At 74.0% G+C, this 13,881-nt stretch carries 17 protein-coding genes; 11 read left to right on the top strand and 6 right to left on the bottom strand.

The genetic code is table 11. The annotated features are described in order from the left end of the window. The first annotated feature begins 46 nt into the window (after nucleotides 1–46). Genes paaC through paaE form a run of 3 tightly spaced genes read left to right on the top strand, consistent with a single transcriptional unit; the run spans nucleotide 47 to nucleotide 2,363 of the window. Entirely contained in the window at nucleotides 47–796 is a 750-nt protein-coding gene (paaC, locus tag ACFPGP_RS20290; RefSeq protein ID WP_378592892.1) for a 1,2-phenylacetyl-CoA epoxidase subunit PaaC, read from the top strand. Continuing rightward, nucleotides 793–1,281, top strand: a complete 489-nt coding sequence (gene paaD, locus ACFPGP_RS20285; protein ID WP_378592890.1) for a 1,2-phenylacetyl-CoA epoxidase subunit PaaD — start codon at nucleotides 793–795, stop codon at nucleotides 1,279–1,281. Before paaC ends, paaD begins: the two co-directional genes overlap by 4 nt. Nucleotides 1,282–1,301: 20 nt before the next feature. Next, complete coding sequence (gene paaE, locus ACFPGP_RS20280; protein ID WP_378592889.1) at nucleotides 1,302–2,363, top strand: 1,2-phenylacetyl-CoA epoxidase subunit PaaE; 1,062 nt, start codon at nucleotides 1,302–1,304, stop codon at nucleotides 2,361–2,363. A gap of 26 nt (nucleotides 2,364–2,389) precedes the next feature. Here paaE and ACFPGP_RS20275 read toward each other — a convergent pair whose 3' ends face one another. Beyond that, on the bottom strand, nucleotides 2,390–2,971 hold the full coding sequence (locus ACFPGP_RS20275) for a DUF3043 domain-containing protein (protein ID WP_378592887.1): 582 nt from the start codon (nucleotides 2,969–2,971) through the stop codon (nucleotides 2,390–2,392). Nucleotides 2,972–3,127: 156 nt separating this feature from the next. Between ACFPGP_RS20275 and ACFPGP_RS20270 the strand changes: the two genes are divergently transcribed. The 3 genes from ACFPGP_RS20270 (at nucleotide 3,128) to ACFPGP_RS20260 (ending at nucleotide 5,513) form a co-directional block, all read left to right on the top strand. Beyond that, complete coding sequence (locus tag ACFPGP_RS20270) at nucleotides 3,128–3,913, top strand: PspA/IM30 family protein (RefSeq protein WP_378592885.1); 786 nt, start codon at nucleotides 3,128–3,130, stop codon at nucleotides 3,911–3,913. 3 nt (nucleotides 3,914–3,916) lie between these two features. Then, nucleotides 3,917–4,195, top strand: a complete 279-nt coding sequence (pspAA, locus tag ACFPGP_RS20265; RefSeq protein WP_378592883.1) for a PspA-associated protein PspAA — start codon at nucleotides 3,917–3,919, stop codon at nucleotides 4,193–4,195. 73 nt (nucleotides 4,196–4,268) lie between these two features. Beyond that, the gene (locus ACFPGP_RS20260) at nucleotides 4,269–5,513 is read left to right on the top strand and encodes a sensor histidine kinase (RefSeq protein WP_378592881.1); all 1,245 of its coding nucleotides are present in this window, start codon (nucleotides 4,269–4,271) and stop codon (nucleotides 5,511–5,513) included. Between the two features lie 25 nt (nucleotides 5,514–5,538). On the opposite strand, the gene ACFPGP_RS20255 is transcribed toward ACFPGP_RS20260, so the two are convergent. Next, complete coding sequence (locus ACFPGP_RS20255) at nucleotides 5,539–6,132, bottom strand: helix-turn-helix domain-containing protein (protein WP_378592879.1); 594 nt, start codon at nucleotides 6,130–6,132, stop codon at nucleotides 5,539–5,541. Nucleotides 6,133–6,196: 64 nt separating this feature from the next. On the opposite strand from ACFPGP_RS20255, the gene ACFPGP_RS20250 reads away from it, so the two are divergent. After that, a complete protein-coding gene (locus ACFPGP_RS20250; RefSeq protein WP_378592878.1) occupies nucleotides 6,197–6,781 on the top strand; it encodes a dienelactone hydrolase family protein in 585 nt (194 codons plus the stop codon). Between the two features lie 26 nt (nucleotides 6,782–6,807). On the opposite strand, the gene nadA is transcribed toward ACFPGP_RS20250, so the two are convergent. Genes nadA through ACFPGP_RS20235 form a run of 3 tightly spaced genes read right to left on the bottom strand, consistent with a single transcriptional unit; the run spans nucleotide 6,808 to nucleotide 9,318 of the window. Continuing rightward, nucleotides 6,808–7,980: a quinolinate synthase NadA gene (gene nadA / locus ACFPGP_RS20245; protein ID WP_378592876.1), complete on the bottom strand. Its 1,173-nt coding sequence runs from the start codon at nucleotides 7,978–7,980 to the stop codon at nucleotides 6,808–6,810. A gap of 19 nt (nucleotides 7,981–7,999) precedes the next feature. Next, entirely contained in the window at nucleotides 8,000–8,887 is an 888-nt protein-coding gene (locus tag ACFPGP_RS20240) for a GNAT family N-acetyltransferase (RefSeq protein WP_378592874.1), read from the bottom strand. After that, a complete protein-coding gene (locus ACFPGP_RS20235) occupies nucleotides 8,884–9,318 on the bottom strand; it encodes an SRPBCC domain-containing protein (RefSeq protein WP_378592872.1) in 435 nt (144 codons plus the stop codon). Before ACFPGP_RS20235 ends, ACFPGP_RS20240 begins: the two co-directional genes overlap by 4 nt. Before the next feature lie 76 nt (nucleotides 9,319–9,394). Between ACFPGP_RS20235 and ACFPGP_RS20230 the strand changes: the two genes are divergently transcribed. From ACFPGP_RS20230 to ACFPGP_RS20220, 3 genes are all read left to right on the top strand, one after another. Further along, nucleotides 9,395–10,492, top strand: coding sequence for a glycerate kinase family protein (locus ACFPGP_RS20230; protein ID WP_378592871.1), 1,098 nt, complete (start codon nucleotides 9,395–9,397; stop codon nucleotides 10,490–10,492). Between the two features lie 117 nt (nucleotides 10,493–10,609). Continuing rightward, nucleotides 10,610–10,972, top strand: a complete 363-nt coding sequence (gene erpA, locus ACFPGP_RS20225) for an iron-sulfur cluster insertion protein ErpA (RefSeq protein ID WP_378592869.1) — start codon at nucleotides 10,610–10,612, stop codon at nucleotides 10,970–10,972. Nucleotides 10,973–11,285: 313 nt separating this feature from the next. Further along, complete coding sequence (locus tag ACFPGP_RS20220; protein WP_378592867.1) at nucleotides 11,286–12,572, top strand: hypothetical protein; 1,287 nt, start codon at nucleotides 11,286–11,288, stop codon at nucleotides 12,570–12,572. A gap of 18 nt (nucleotides 12,573–12,590) precedes the next feature. Here the strand turns inward: ACFPGP_RS20220 and ACFPGP_RS20215 are convergent, their stop codons facing one another. After that, entirely contained in the window at nucleotides 12,591–12,830 is a 240-nt protein-coding gene (locus tag ACFPGP_RS20215; RefSeq protein ID WP_378592866.1) for a hypothetical protein, read from the bottom strand. Between the two features lie 63 nt (nucleotides 12,831–12,893). Between ACFPGP_RS20215 and ACFPGP_RS20210 the strand changes: the two genes are divergently transcribed. Further along, nucleotides 12,894–13,880, top strand: a complete 987-nt coding sequence (locus ACFPGP_RS20210; protein WP_378592865.1) for a carbohydrate kinase family protein — start codon at nucleotides 12,894–12,896, stop codon at nucleotides 13,878–13,880. The last annotated feature ends 1 nt before the right edge of the window (nucleotide 13,881 follow it).

Below are 13,881 nucleotides of genomic sequence, written 5' to 3'. Positions count from 1 at the left end.
CCCCGACGAACATCTCCGCGGGGACCCCGATCGTCTCGTGGTCGAGGTGTCCTTGAAGGCTCACGTCGACTACGTCCTCGGCCTGGCCGACGACGCGCTCGTCTCGGCCCAGCGTCTCGGCTGGTGGATCAGCCGCGCGCCGCAGCTCGAGGAGGACGTCGCGCTCGCCAACATCGGGCTCGACCAGCTGGGGCAGGCCCGCGCCCTGCTCGCCCACGCCGGCCGGCTCGAGGGGGAGGGGCGCGGCGAGGACGACCTCGCCCACCTCCGCGACGACCGCGAGTTCCGCAACGTCAAGCTCGTCGAGCGCCCCCAGGAGGACTTCGGGGTCGCGATGGCGCGGATGCTGCTGTTCTCGGCCTGGCAGACCGAGCTCTACGCCGCGCTCCGGTCCAGCGCCGACGAGACCCTGGCCGCGGTCGCGGCCAAGGCCGTCAAGGAGGTCACATACCACGCCGACCACGCCGTGCACTGGGTCGTGCGCCTCGGCGACGGCACCGAGGAGTCCCACGCCCGCATGCAGGCCGCGCTCGACGCGGAGTGGCCCTGGCTCGCCGAGCTGTTCGAGCCCGCCGACGCCGGCCTGGTCGCCGCGGGGGTGGCCGTCGACCCGCCGGCGCTCCGCGACGCCGTGCTGGCCCGGGTCGAGGCGGTCGTGGGGGAGGCGACCCTGCAGGTCCCGCAGGTCGACGACGCCGTCGGTGGTGGGCGGCGCGGCCTGCACACCGAGGCGCTCGGCCACCTGCTCGCCGACATGCAGCACCTGCACCGCTCGCACCCCGGAGCCTCGTGGTGACCCGCACCCCGGCGTGGGACGTCGCCGCCACCGTGCCCGACCCCGAGCTCCCGGTCGTCACCATCGCCGACCTCGGGATCCTGCGCGACGTCACGGAGGACGACCGCGGCCGGGTGCACGTGCAGATCACGCCGACCTACTCCGGCTGCCCCGCGATGGAGACCATCCGCGACGACCTCGTCGACGCGCTGACGCTGGCCGGCTACTCCCAGGTCGACGTCGAGCTCGTGCTCTCGCCCGCCTGGACGACCGACTGGCTGACCGACGACGCCCGCACCAAGCTCGAGGCGTACGGCGTGGCCCCGCCCGCCGCGCGGGTGGCCGGCGCCGGCGACGGCCCCGTGCCGCTCTCCCTGAGCGTGCGCTGCCCGCAGTGCGGCAGCCCCGACACCCGCGAGTCGAGCCGGTTCGGCTCCACCGCCTGCAAGTCGCTGTGGGTGTGCCGCAGCTGCCGCGAGCCGTTCGACCACTTCAAGCCGCTCTGAGAGGGCCGAGGACCCCACCCATGGCCCAGCACGCCACCTTCCACGACCTGCGCGTCTCCGCGATCCGCGAGGTCACCGACGACTCCGTCGCGATCACCTTCGACGTCCCCGGCGAGCTGCGGGCGGCGTACCGCTTCACCCACGGCCAGCACCTCAACATCCGCGGCGGCGACGACGTGCGCCGCAGCTACTCGATCTGCACCCCGCCCTCGTCGGGCGAGCTGACGATCGGGGTCAAGCGGCTGCCGGGCGGCGCGTTCAGCGAGGGGGTCGTCGACCGGCTGCGCGTCGGTGACACGCTCGAGGTCTCCACCCCGACCGGCCGGTTCACCACCGAGCTCGACCCCACGGCAGCGCGGCGCTACGTCGCGATCGCCGCCGGGTCGGGCATCACCCCGGTGCTGTCGATCGTGGCGGCGCTGCTCGAGGGCGAGCCCGCGTCCTTCGTCACGCTGGTCTACGCCAACCGCACCAGCCGGTCGGTGATGTTCCTCGACGAGGTGCACGACCTCAAGGACCGCTTCCCCGAGCGCTGCCAGGTGCTGCACGTGCTCTCGCGGGAGACCCAGGACGTCGAGCTCCTCTCGGGCCGCCTCGACGGCCGGCGGCTGCGCGGCCTGCTCGACGCGCTGGTGCCGGTGTCGCTGGTCGACGAGTGGTTCCTCTGCGGACCGCAGCAGATGGTCGAGGAGCTGCGCGGGGTGCTGGCCGACGCCGGCGCCACCCGGGTGCACACCGAGCTGTTCCACGCCGACCCGGTGCCGCGGGCCCCGGTCGCGGCGCTGGCCGACGGCGCGGAGGGTGCCGCGACGGTGACCGTGCGGCTCGACGGGCGGGCCTCGGAGTTCGCCCTGCGGCCCGACGACGTGCCGGTGCTCGAGGCGGCGATGCGGGTGCGCTCCGACGTGCCCTTCGCGTGCAAGGGCGGGGTGTGCGGCACCTGCCGCGCCCGGCTCGTCGAGGGCACCGTGGCGATGGACGCCAACTACGCGCTCGAGCCCGAGGAGATCGAGCGCGGCTACGTGCTGACCTGCCAGTCCCACCCGACGTCCGCGACGGTCGTGCTCGACTACGACGCCTGACGCCGCGGCGGCGTGGTGTCAGGCGCTCAGCGGTAACGCTCGGGGAGCTTCTGGCCGATCTTGACCTGAGCCTTCGGCAGCCGCATGAACTTCATCTGCAGCGAGCGCATGACGGCGTAGTAGGTGGTGCCCTTGATGTCCTCGTCGGGGAAGCGCCGTGCAAGCTCGCGGCGCAGCCGCCAGCGCATCACCAGGATGTCGAGCACGACCAGCAGCAGGGTGCCGAGCATGACGGTGTTGCCGATGCCGGCGAGCGTGGCGTTGCCGGAGTAGCCGAGCACCATGACCAGGATCAGCAGCGGGATCAGCAGCTCGACGAACGAGAAGCGGCTGTCGACGAAGTCGCGGACGAACCGGCGCACGGGTCCCTTGTCGCGCGCCATGTAGTAGCGCTCGTCGCCGGACTTCATCGCCTGGCGGACCTTCTGGCTCGACTCCGAGCGCGCCGCGCGCTGGGCCGCGGCGATCTCCTTGCGGGTCCGCGGGGCCTTGGCCCGGGCCTTCGCCGCCGCCTCCGCCTCGCGCCGCGAGGGTGTCGGGCGGCCCTTGCCGTCGGGCTTCTCCGGGGTGGTGACGGGCTCGGCTTCGGACTTGCTGCGACGGAACAACGCGGGACCTTCGGGACGAGGTGCAGGAGTTCGCTCACTCTACCCGGGCGGCGCCGCGGCCCGGTCCGGTGGACGGTCGCGGCCACTTGGCTGCGGACACTAGGGTGAGCCCCAGAACCGGAGCCGCGGGGTGTGCCCCGCAGAGGAGTTGACCCGATGAGCCTGTGGCAGCGCATCAGCCTGATCTTCAAGTCGAAGGCCAACAAGGCGCTCGACAGGGCCGAGGACCCCCGCGAGACGCTCGACTACAGCTACCAGCGCCAGGTCGAGCTGCTCAGCAAGGTGCGCCGGGGGGTCGCCGACGTCGCCACCAGCCGCAAGCGGGTGGAGCTCCAGGTCAACCAGCTCGAGGCGCAGTCGGCGAAGCTGCAGTCGCAGGCCGAGAAGGCGATCTCGATGGGGCGTGAGGACCTCGCGCGCGAGGCGCTGACCCGCAAGTCGGGGCTCACCTCCCAGATCACCGACCTCCAGGCCCAGCACGCGCAGCTGCTCGGCGAGGAGGAGAAGCTGACCCTCGCCCAACAGCGGCTGCAGGCCAAGGTCGAGGCGTTCCGCACGCGCAAGGAGACCATCAAGGCCACCTACACCGCGGCCGAGGCGCAGACCAAGATCAACGAGGCGGTGTCGGGCATCGGCGAGGAGATGGGCGACGTCGGGCTCGCCATCCAGCGCGCCGAGGACAAGACCGCGCAGATGCAGGCGCGGGCGGGGGCCATCGACGAGCTGATCGCCTCCGGTGCGCTCGACGACGTGACCGCGGTCGGGGCGGGCGACGACATCGCCCGCGAGCTCGACGCGATGAGCTCGCAGTCCGACGTGGAGTCCGAGCTGGCTCGGTTGAAGGCCGCCCAGCAGCCGCAGGCGATCGAGGCGGCCGAGGACGGCGGCGACGTCATCGAGGCCGCTCCGGAGACGGCGGAGAAGCCCGCCGAGGAGCGCTGAGCCGTGATCGTCCGCATCCTCGGTGAGGGCCAGTACGACGTCGACGCGTCCGCGCTCGACGGGCTCAACGAGCTCGACGCCGAGGTCGAGCGGGCCGTGGAGGCCGGCGACGAGCCGGCCTTCGAGGCGGCACTGGCCGCGCTGCACGACGGCGTCCGTGCCGCGGGGCGTCCGCACCCGGCCGACAGCCTCGACGAGTCCGACCTGATCCTCCCGCCCGCCGGCGCGTCGATCGACGAGGTGCGCCGGCTGCTCGGCGGCGAGGGCCTGATCCCGGGCTGACCCGCCGCAGGGGCGCGCCCGACCTGCCCGGAGTCGCTGCGTCGTCACCCCACCTGTGACAGGGTGGTCGGTCGTGACGATCGACGCCCCCGCCCCCGCCCCCGCCGGTCCGGACGAGCGGACCGCGGACGCCGAGCGCGTGCGCGCCCTCACCGACCTCGACGCGCTGGCGGTCCCGCCGCGCCGCGACCTCGTCGCCCTGGTCGACCTCGCCGCACTGCTCAGCGGCATGCCGATGGCGACGATCAACCTGGTCTCCGACACCCAGCAGCACCAGGTGGCGACCTACGGCTTCGCGGCCTCGGTCTGCCGCCGCGAGGACTCCATGTGCGCGCGCACGCTGCACGAGACCGAGCCGGTGGTGGTCGACGACGCATCGGTCGACGAGCGCTTCCGCGACAACCCGTTCGTCACCGGTGAGCTGGGGCGGGTGCGGTTCTACGCCTCGCAGCGGCTGACCACCCGCGAGGGCGTCGTGATCGGCACGCTCTGCGTCTTCGACGAGAAGCCCCGCACGCTCTCGCCCGACCAGGTGCAGGCGCTGTGCACGGTGGCGGACCGGGTCGTCGACGTGCTCGAGCTCGAGCTGGCCGGCCGCCGGCTGGCCGCGGCCAATGAGCAGCTGGCCGCCTCGAACGAGCGACTCGCGGACTTCGCCGGCCAGGTCAGCCACGACCTGAAGAACCCGCTCACCGCGGTCGCGATGTCCCTGGAGATGGCGCGCGAGGAGGCCGACGACGTCCCCGACCTCGCCGGCACCCCGCTGGTGTCGCTGCTCGAGCGGGCAGCCCGCGGCGCCGACCGGATGCAGGGCATGATCGACGACATGCTCGCCTACGCCCGGGGCGGGGCCGAGCCCCAGCTCGAGCCGGTCGACCTGGCCGCGGTCATGGCCGCGGTGGTCGACGACCTCGCCGGCGACGTCGCCGACGGACGGCTCGACGTCCAGGACCTGCCGGTCGTCGTCGGAGACCCCGTCCAGCTGCGCCTGGTGCTGCAGAACCTCGTCGCCAACGGCCTGAAGTTCACCCGCGAGGGCGAGCAGCCGCGGGTGAGCGTGTCCGCCCGGCGTACGACGAGCGGGTGGCGGGTGGAGGTCGCCGACCACGGCCGCGGCGTTGCGGCCGAGGAGCGCGAGCGCGTCTTCGAGCCCTTCGTGCGTCTGGACAAGAGGGTGCCGGGCACCGGTGTCGGGCTGGCCACGTGCCGCCGGATCCTCGCCGCGCACGGCGGCCGGACCGGCCTCGACGAGGCGCCGGGCGGGGGCACCCTCGCCTGGTTCGAGCTGCCCGACCTGCCGGAGGACGACCCGGCCTGACGCGGCCGGACCCGCTGACCGCGGGTCAGGGTCGGTCGGCGTCGGTCGGCTGCGTGCGCTCCGGCAGGGTCGGCGCGTCGGTGGGGTAGAGGCCGGCCACGAAGCCGTGGACCTGGTCTCCGGAGCGGGGGATCTGGGCGAACCGGCGCGCCAGCGCCTGCACCTCGGCCCAGAAGTCCCGCACCTCCTCGACGGGGATCCGCGCGTGCACCAGCGTGCACCGCAGGTCGTCGGTCTCGTGGGCGGCCCGCGACTCCCGGTAGGCCGTCGCCACGCCGTCGACCGAGCTGACGGTGGCGATGTCGTCGGGCGAGCTCAGGGCGCCGATGTAGATGGTGCGGGCCACCCGCCCGTAGTAGCGCTCCTCGATCGCCCGGACCCGGTGGGTGCGCACGACCTTGAGCAGGCCCGCGTCGACGAGGAGGTTGACGTGGTAGGCGACCGTGCTCTTGGGCCGCCCGACGGCCTGGGCCATCTCGGTCACGGTCGCCGCCCGCTCGAGCACCAGCTCCAGCAGCGTGCTGCGCAGGTCGTCCGCCACGGCGCGCAGCTGGACCGGCGCGGTGAGCACGATCGTCTCGTCGAGGTCGTAGTCCGGGATCTGGTGATTGACCGACATATCTGGATCATTCTAGGGTAGTGGATCATTCGATGGCAGTCGTCCGATGACAGGGAGTGTAGTGATGGCCGAGGTGCTGGTGTTCCACCACGTGCAGGGACTCACCGACGGGGTGAGCGCGTTCGCCGACGACCTGCGGGCGGCGGGGCACACGGTCCACCTCCCGGACCTCTGCGAGGGCCGCACCTTCGCCAGCGTCGACGACGGCTTCGCCTACCTGAAGTCGCTCGAGGAGGGGGAGGACGACCGGCGGGTCGCGGAGGCGGTGGAGGGCCTGCCCGCCGGGCTCGTCCTGGCCGGCTTCTCCTACGGCGTGGGCCCGGCGCAGCGACTGGCCCAGACGCGACCCGGCGCCCGCGGTGCCCTGCTCTACGAGGCCTGCTTCCCGATCTCGGGGGAGTGGGCGTTCGGCCCGTGGCCGGACGGCGTGCCGGTGCAGGTCCACGGGGCCGCCGGGGACGAGTTCTTCCAGGAGGACCTGCCGGCCGCCCAGGAGCTCGTGGCGAGGCACCCCGGCCTCGCCGAGCTGTTCGTCTACCCCGGTGAGCGGCACCTGTTCTCCGACCGCTCGCTCCCGTCGTACGACGCCGGGGCGGCGGCCACGCTCCTCGAGCGCAGCCTCGCCTTCCTGGAGCGTCTCGACGGCTGAGCCCGGGGGCGGTCGGCCCGTCGCTCTCAGTCGCGGTGGGAGCGGCCCGGCAGGTCGAGCATCCGCTGCAGCGCGACGAGCGCCTCGCGCTCGGTGTCGGGGTCGACCTCGATCCGGTTCACGACCGTGCCCGTGACCAGCGACTCCAGCGCCCACACCAGGTGGGGCAGGTCGATCCGGTTCATGGTCGAGCAGTAGCAGACCGTCTTGTCGAGGAAGGCGATCTCCTGCTCGGGGTGGTCCTCCGCGAGCCGCCGCACGAGGTTGAGCTCGGTGCCGATCGCCCAGCGGGTGCCGGGCGGCGCCGCCTCGACCGCCTTGATGATGTACTCCGTCGAGCCGACCTCGTCGGCCCGGGTGACGACCTCGTGGCGGCACTCGGGGTGCACCAGGACGCGCACGCCGGGCATGGTGGCGCGCAGCTCGTCGACCACCTCGGGCGCGAAGCGCCCGTGCACCGAGCAGTGGCCCTTCCAGAGGATCATCCGGGCGTCGCGCAGCTGCTCGGCGGGCAGGCCGCCGCCGGGCAGGAGCGGGTTCCAGACCACGCAGTCCTCCAGCGACATCCCCATCTGCAGCACGGCGGTGTTGCGGCCGAGGTGCTGGTCGGGCAGGAAGAGCACCTTGGCGTCGGGCTTCTGCCCGAAGGCCCACTCCAGCGCCACCTCGGCGTTGGAGGAGGTGCACACGACGCCGCCGTGGCGGCCGCAGAACGCCTTGATGTCGGCGCTGGAGTTCATGTAGGTCACCGGCACGACGGAGTCCGCGAGTCCGGCGTCGGCCAGGGCCTCCCACGCGCGCTCGACCTGTGCGAGCCGGGCCATGTCGGCCATCGAGCAACCGGCGGCGAGGTCGGGCAGCACGACCTGCTGGTGCGGCGCGGTCAGGATGTCGGCCGACTCGGCCATGAAGTGCACGCCGCAGAAGACGACGTACTCCGCGTCGGGGCGGGCCGCCGCCTCGCGGGCGAGCTTGAAGGAGTCGCCGGTGACGTCGGCGAACTGGATGACCTCGTCGCGCTGGTAGTGGTGGCCGAGCACGAAGACCCGGTCGCCGAGGGCGTCCTTGGCGGCGCGGGCGCGGGCGACGAGGTCGGGGTCGGAGGCCGCGGGCAGGTCGCCGGGGCACTCGACGCCACGCTCGGAGGAGGGGTCCTGGCCGCGGCCGAGGGGGAGCAGCGGCAGGTCGACGGTGGTCATGGCCTGATCCTATTCCGCGCTAGAGGAACACCCCGTTGTGGAGGTACGGCGCGGGCGGCCCCAGGCCGCGCAGCGCGAGGTAGCCCTCCTGGTGGAGGTCGAGGCGGGCCGTCATCGCCACGTCGACCGCCCACCGGTTCGCCGGTGTGACGTGGAAGAGCTCGGTCTCGCCCCCGGTGGCCGCCAGGGCGTCCCACAGCAGCCGCTCCGCCGTCCGGCGGTTGCTGGCCGCGAGCAGCTGGACCCGTCCGTCGTCCGCCACGTAGGCGTACCCCGAGCCGGTCGAGGTGTCGGAGACCCGCAGCCGCCACAGCCGGGCCATCACCGCGTGGTCGGGGCCGTGGGCGGCGCCGCGGGCGCGCCGGTCGAGGGAGTCCATCAGCTCCACGTCGGCGGCCGTGCCGTCGCGGACCTTGCGACCCGTGCCGACAGGGATGGCGGTGCGGTCGACGGTGCCGGAGAGGAACAGCTGCGGGTGGAGCGCGAAGCCGGCCCGCCAGTAGCGGCGGGTGGCCCGGGTGTCGGAGGACGCGGAGAGCATCGCGCGCAGGCAGCCCCGGCCGTGGTCCTGGGCGGCGGCGAGGAGGGCGGTCCCGAGGCCCTGGCCCTGCAGCCCCGGCCGCACGGCGTACGACGCGAGGATCCACATCAGCTCGCGGCGGTAGGAGATGGCCGCGCCCAGCAGGCCGGAGTCGTCCTCGGCGACCCAGCACCCCCCCGGGTCGGTGGCCAGGAAGTGGCCGGTCCGCGTGAGCCACTCCTCCACACGCGCGGGCGGGCGGAGCTCCGGCTCCGGCCAGGCCCGGCGGAAGGTGCGGGTGTCCAGCTCGTGGTAGGTCTCCGCGGTGAGCCGCTCGACCGCGGGGAGGTCGGCCTCCGCCATCGGCCGCAGGACCGGGTCGCTCATCCGGCCGCCCCCGCGACGTGCTGCGCGTAGCGCCCCAGCAGCAGCCCCCACTCGCCGAAGGTGCCGCGCCGGTGGCCGTTCTCCGCCGTCCAGCCGCCGTGCGTCAGCCGCACGCGCGTGCCGCCCTCCTCGGCCGCGAACGTGACCTCGAGGCTCGTCGGGTGTGCCCGGTCGAGCGCCAGCGTGAAGCTCTGCGCGTAGCGCACCCCGGGCTCCCAGGCCGAGACCCGACCCCACACGAACCGCTCGTCCCCGTGGCGCATCGCCACCTCCCCGCCCACCTCGGGGTCGAGGTCGACGCCGGTGTACGTCGCGGGGTCGGGCGTGAGCCGCGGGTCCCACCAGGCGCCGAGGTCGCGGGTGAACGCCGTGAACGCGGCGTCCGGACCGACCGGCACCACCTGCTCGACCACGATCGGGGAGAGGTCCACGGGCGCCAGCCTTGCAGGCCGGGCGGCCCGCGTCACCCGGACAGGGGCCGTCGGCGGACTGGGGCAGGATGGCGGTGTGCGCGTACTCATCGCCCCCGACAAGTTCGCGGGCACCCTGACCGCCGTCGAGGCCGCCGAGGCGATCGCCGAGGGCTGGCGCCGGCAGGCGCCCGACGACGAGCTCGACCTCGCGCCGATGGCCGACGGGGGACCCGGCTTCTGCGACGTGCTGCACGCCGCGCTCGGCGGCGACCTGCTGGCCGTCACGGTCGAGGGCCCCCACGGGGAGCGGGTGCCCGCCACCGTGCTGCTGGTCGGGGGCCCGGACGGCGCCACGGCGTACGTCGAGAGCGCGCAGGCGTGCGGGCTGCACCTCACGGGCGGCGAGGGCGCGGAGCTCGGCACCACCACCGGCGTGGGGGAGCTGCTGCTCGCGGCGCTCGGCACCGGCGCCCGGCGCGTGGTGGTGGGGCTCGGTGGCAGCGGCACCAACGACGGCGGCGCGGGGCTGCTCGCGGCGCTCGGTGCCACCTCCGACGGCGTGCTCGACCGCGGCGCCATCGGCCTGCCCGGCCTCACCGCGGTCGACCTCGGCCCGGCCCGGGCGCGCGTCGGGGACGTCCGCCTGGTCGCCGCGACCGACGTGGACAACCCGCTGACCGGGATGTTCGGCGCGACGAGGACCTTCGGGCCGCAGAAGGGCATCCCTGACGACCAGCTGCCGCTCGTGGACTCGTGGCTCGAGGAGCTCGCGACCGCGACCGACCGTCGCACCTCGCTGGAGAAGGGCGCCGGGGCCGCGGGCGGCCTCGGCTACGCCCTGCTGGTCCTCGGCGCCGAGCGCGCGCCCGGCATCGAGCTCGTCGCCGAGGCGGTCCGCCTCCCGGAGCGGGCCCGGGCGGCCGACCTCGTGCTGACCGGGGAGGGTGCCTTCGACTTCTCCTCGCGCTCCGGCAAGGTGCCCTACGGCGTCGCCGCCGTCGCGGGGGAGGCGCTGCGCCCGTGCGTGGCCCTCGCCGGGCAGGTGCTGGTCGGTTCCCGGGAGATGCGGGCCCTCGGCGTGGAGTCGGCGTACTCCGTCGTCGACCTCGTCGGCAAGGACCGGGCCTTCGCCGAGCCGCGGGCGGCCCTGGCCGAGCTCGCCCAGCGGGTCGCCCGCACCTGGTCGCACTGACGGCGTGGCGGTCCGCCCGGGGCGCCGGGATCGGCCGGGAGGGCGGGGAATAACCGATCGTGTGCGACCATTGAGCCAGTCGTCCGCACCACCACGCACACCCCGGGAGCCAGTCACATGACCGAGCAGGTCGAGACCACCGACGAGCGTCGTACCGACCAGATCAACCTGAGCGGCGTGGCCGCGTCCAAGGTGAAGAGCCTGCTGGAGCAGGAGGGTCGCGACGACCTCGCGCTGCGGATCTCCGTGCAGCCGGGCGGTTGCTCGGGCCTGCGCTACCAGCTCTTCTTCGACGAGCGCACGCTCGACGGTGACGTGACCACCGACTTCGACGGCGTGACCGTCGTCGTCGACCGGATGAGCGTCCCCTACCTCAACGGCGCGATGATCGACTTCGTCGACACCATCGAGAAGCAGGGCTTCACCATCGACAACCCCAACGCGACCGGCTCCTGCGCCTGCGGCGACTCCTTCCACTGAGCCGCCCGGGGCCTCCGGTCCCGACGACCTCCGACACCCCCGACGGCCCGGCCGTCGGGGGTGTCGTCCGTCCGGGGCGAGGCGCACCCGCCGCCCGCGACCTACGGTGCCGGGGGCCCGAGGCCGGTGCGGACCCCGGAGCGCCCTGGCCGTGTCCCTCCTGCCGCTGACCCTCGCGCGCGCACGTCGCTAGGCTGTCGCCCCTGCCAGCCCAGGCCCGCCGCCCGCCCGAGGACCCGTCATCGTCGCCCTGTCGTTCCGGACCACCGACCGGTTCCGGCCGTTCGCACTGGTCGCCCCTGGCTTCGTCGCGGTGGACCAGGAGGTGCGTGCGCCGGGTCCTCCCGGACCCCTCGCCGCGCCGCTGGTGCTGGCCGAGGAGGGCCCGCCGGCGCCCTACGCCGCTGTCGAGGTGACGATCGACCCGTCGGGGGAGGCGGTTGCCGGGCTGGCGACGGCCCGGGACGAGCACCTGCTGGTGCGGTGGTCGCCGGGCACGTCCCGGGTGACGCTCGAGGTGCGTCGCGACGGCCGCACCCGGGTCCTCCGGCGACGGACGATGCGCGGATCACCTCCGACGGCCCTCGCCTTCGCGCTCTGCGAGAACCAGGTCACGGCGCTGGTGCGTTCCGGGCGCCCGGGGGAGGAGGGCTGGCGCCCCGTGGTGACCGAGCGCGCCAAGGTGGCGGCACGCGTCGACCTGCGGGCGGAGGAACAGCTCGCTGCGCACCGCTACGCCTGGGGCGGCGCGGGCGTACGTCGGGTGCGCGCGGGCATCTTCGGGATGACCGGCTTGCGTGACCCGCGGCTGGTCCAGCACGCGGACGGCACGCCGTACGAACGCGACGGCCGCCTCTGGCTGACCTGGACGGCCGCCGGGCTCGGCTTCTTCCGCCAGGCCCACTGGACGGTCTGGTCGGTCGATCCCGCCGACCCGCGCGACCTGCGGCTCGAGGCCCAGCTGTTCAGCCGGCGTGACGGACGGGTGCTCGGCGACCACGCCGGCCAGCTCGTCCGCGACGGCGACCGCTGGCTGGTCGTCACCAGCTCGTGGGGGGACTTCGCGCCGGGGCACATCCATGTGCGGCACACCGCCACCACGGCCGACCTGCTCGCCGGCGTGCACGTCCTGGACACGGAACGCGCGGCGCTGCCGACCCGGCACGGCTCGTGGGACCCCGCGCTGGTGCGGCTCGACCGCACCTGGCACGTGGCGTTCGTGGAGAGTCCGTCGCAGGAGCCCTTCGACTTCCACCCGGCGCTGGCGCAGGGCACCGCCGCGACCTGGCACGAGGGCCTGGAGGGGGTCGCGGTCGCCGGGCACCTGCACCACTGCGAGGGACCCGTCTTCGTCACGGTGGACGGCCGGACCTGGCTGCTGACCAGCGACGGCGAGGCTCGGCGCTACCCCGTGTTCGACCTCGACGGCCGACACGTCGGTGACCTGGACGCGCCGTACGGCACGAACCTGCCGCACCCGCAGCTCGTCCCCGCCCCTGACGGCGCGCAGTGGCTGATCACCTTCGACGGCACGCAGTACTTCCCACGCGTGATGGGGTACGGCGGCCACGGTGACGTGGTCGTGATGCGCTCGACCTGAGGGGCCCCTCGGCCCCGTTCAGTCGAGGTGCAGGTGCAACGCGTTGGCGAGGCGCTGGGCCGCGTCGGTCACCGCGATGTCGCGCTTGCGCACCTCGGCGGGGAAGTCGTCGTAGTGGATCGACGGCGCCGGCCCGACCGCCGCGCGGGCGGCCCGCTCGAGCGCCGGGACGTTGCGACCCAGCGCGCGGCAGTCGTCGCGCATCTGCTCGGGGCTGGAGAAGTCGTCGTAGGCCAGCTGTCGCACGGGGTCGGTCATGTACCCGACGGTAGGGGCTACCGATGGGTACACCCAGCAGTACCCGCGGGTAGTCTCCGGCGCATGTCGTTGCTCATCACCGGCTCGATCGCGACCGACCACCTGATGTCCTTCCCGGGCAAGTTCGCGGACTCCCTCGTGGTCGACCAGCTCGATAAGCTGTCGGTGTCCTTCCTGGTCGAGGACCTCGAGGTACGGCGCGGCGGCTGCGCAGCGAACATCTGCTTCGGCCTGGGCAACCTCGGCCTCGACCCGATCCTGGTCGGGGCCGTGGGCGAGGACTTCGTGGAGTACCGCGCGTGGCTCGAGCGGCACCGCGTCGACTGCGGGTCGGTGCACGTCTCCGAGACCCGCCACACCGCGCGGTTCGTCTGCACCACCGACGACGCGATGGCCCAGATCGCCTCGTTCTACGCCGGGGCGATGAGCGAGGCCCGCGAGATCGAGCTCAAGCCGGTCGCGGACCGCGTCGGGGACCCGACGTACGTCCTGGTGGGGCCCAACGACCCCGAGGCGATGCTCCGCCACACCGAGGAGTGCCGCCAGCGCGGCTTCCCGTTCGTGGCCGACCCCTCGCAGCAGCTCGCCTTCGGCGACGGCGAGCTGATCCGGCCGCTCATCGACGGCGCCGAGATCCTCTTCTCCAACGAGTACGAGGCCGCGCTGATCACCCAGAAGACCGGCTGGAGCGCCGACGAGGTGCGCGAGCGGGTCGGCACCTGGGTCGTCACCCTCGGTGCCGCCGGCGTGCGCGTGGAGCAGCAGGGCGAGCCACCGATCACCGTGGCCGCGGTGCCCGAGGTCCAGAAGGTGGAGCCGACGGGCGTGGGCGACGCGTTCCGTGCCGGCTACCTCGCCGCGCTGACCTGGGGCCTCGGAGCGGAGCGGGCCGCCCAGCTCGGCTGCCTGCTGGCCGTCCACGTGGTCGAGCAGGTCGGCACGCAGGAGTACTCGCTGTCGCGGGAGGCCTTCCTGCGCCGCTGTGCCGGCGCGTACGGCGACGACGCCGCGGCCGAGCTCGAGCCGCACCTGCGCACGTTCCGCCCCTGAG

This window comes from Nocardioides taihuensis (assembly GCF_042657275.1).
Taxonomy (GTDB): Bacteria; Actinomycetota; Actinomycetes; order Propionibacteriales; family Nocardioidaceae; genus Nocardioides; species Nocardioides taihuensis.
This window is presented reverse-complemented; position numbering and strand designations above follow the sequence as displayed.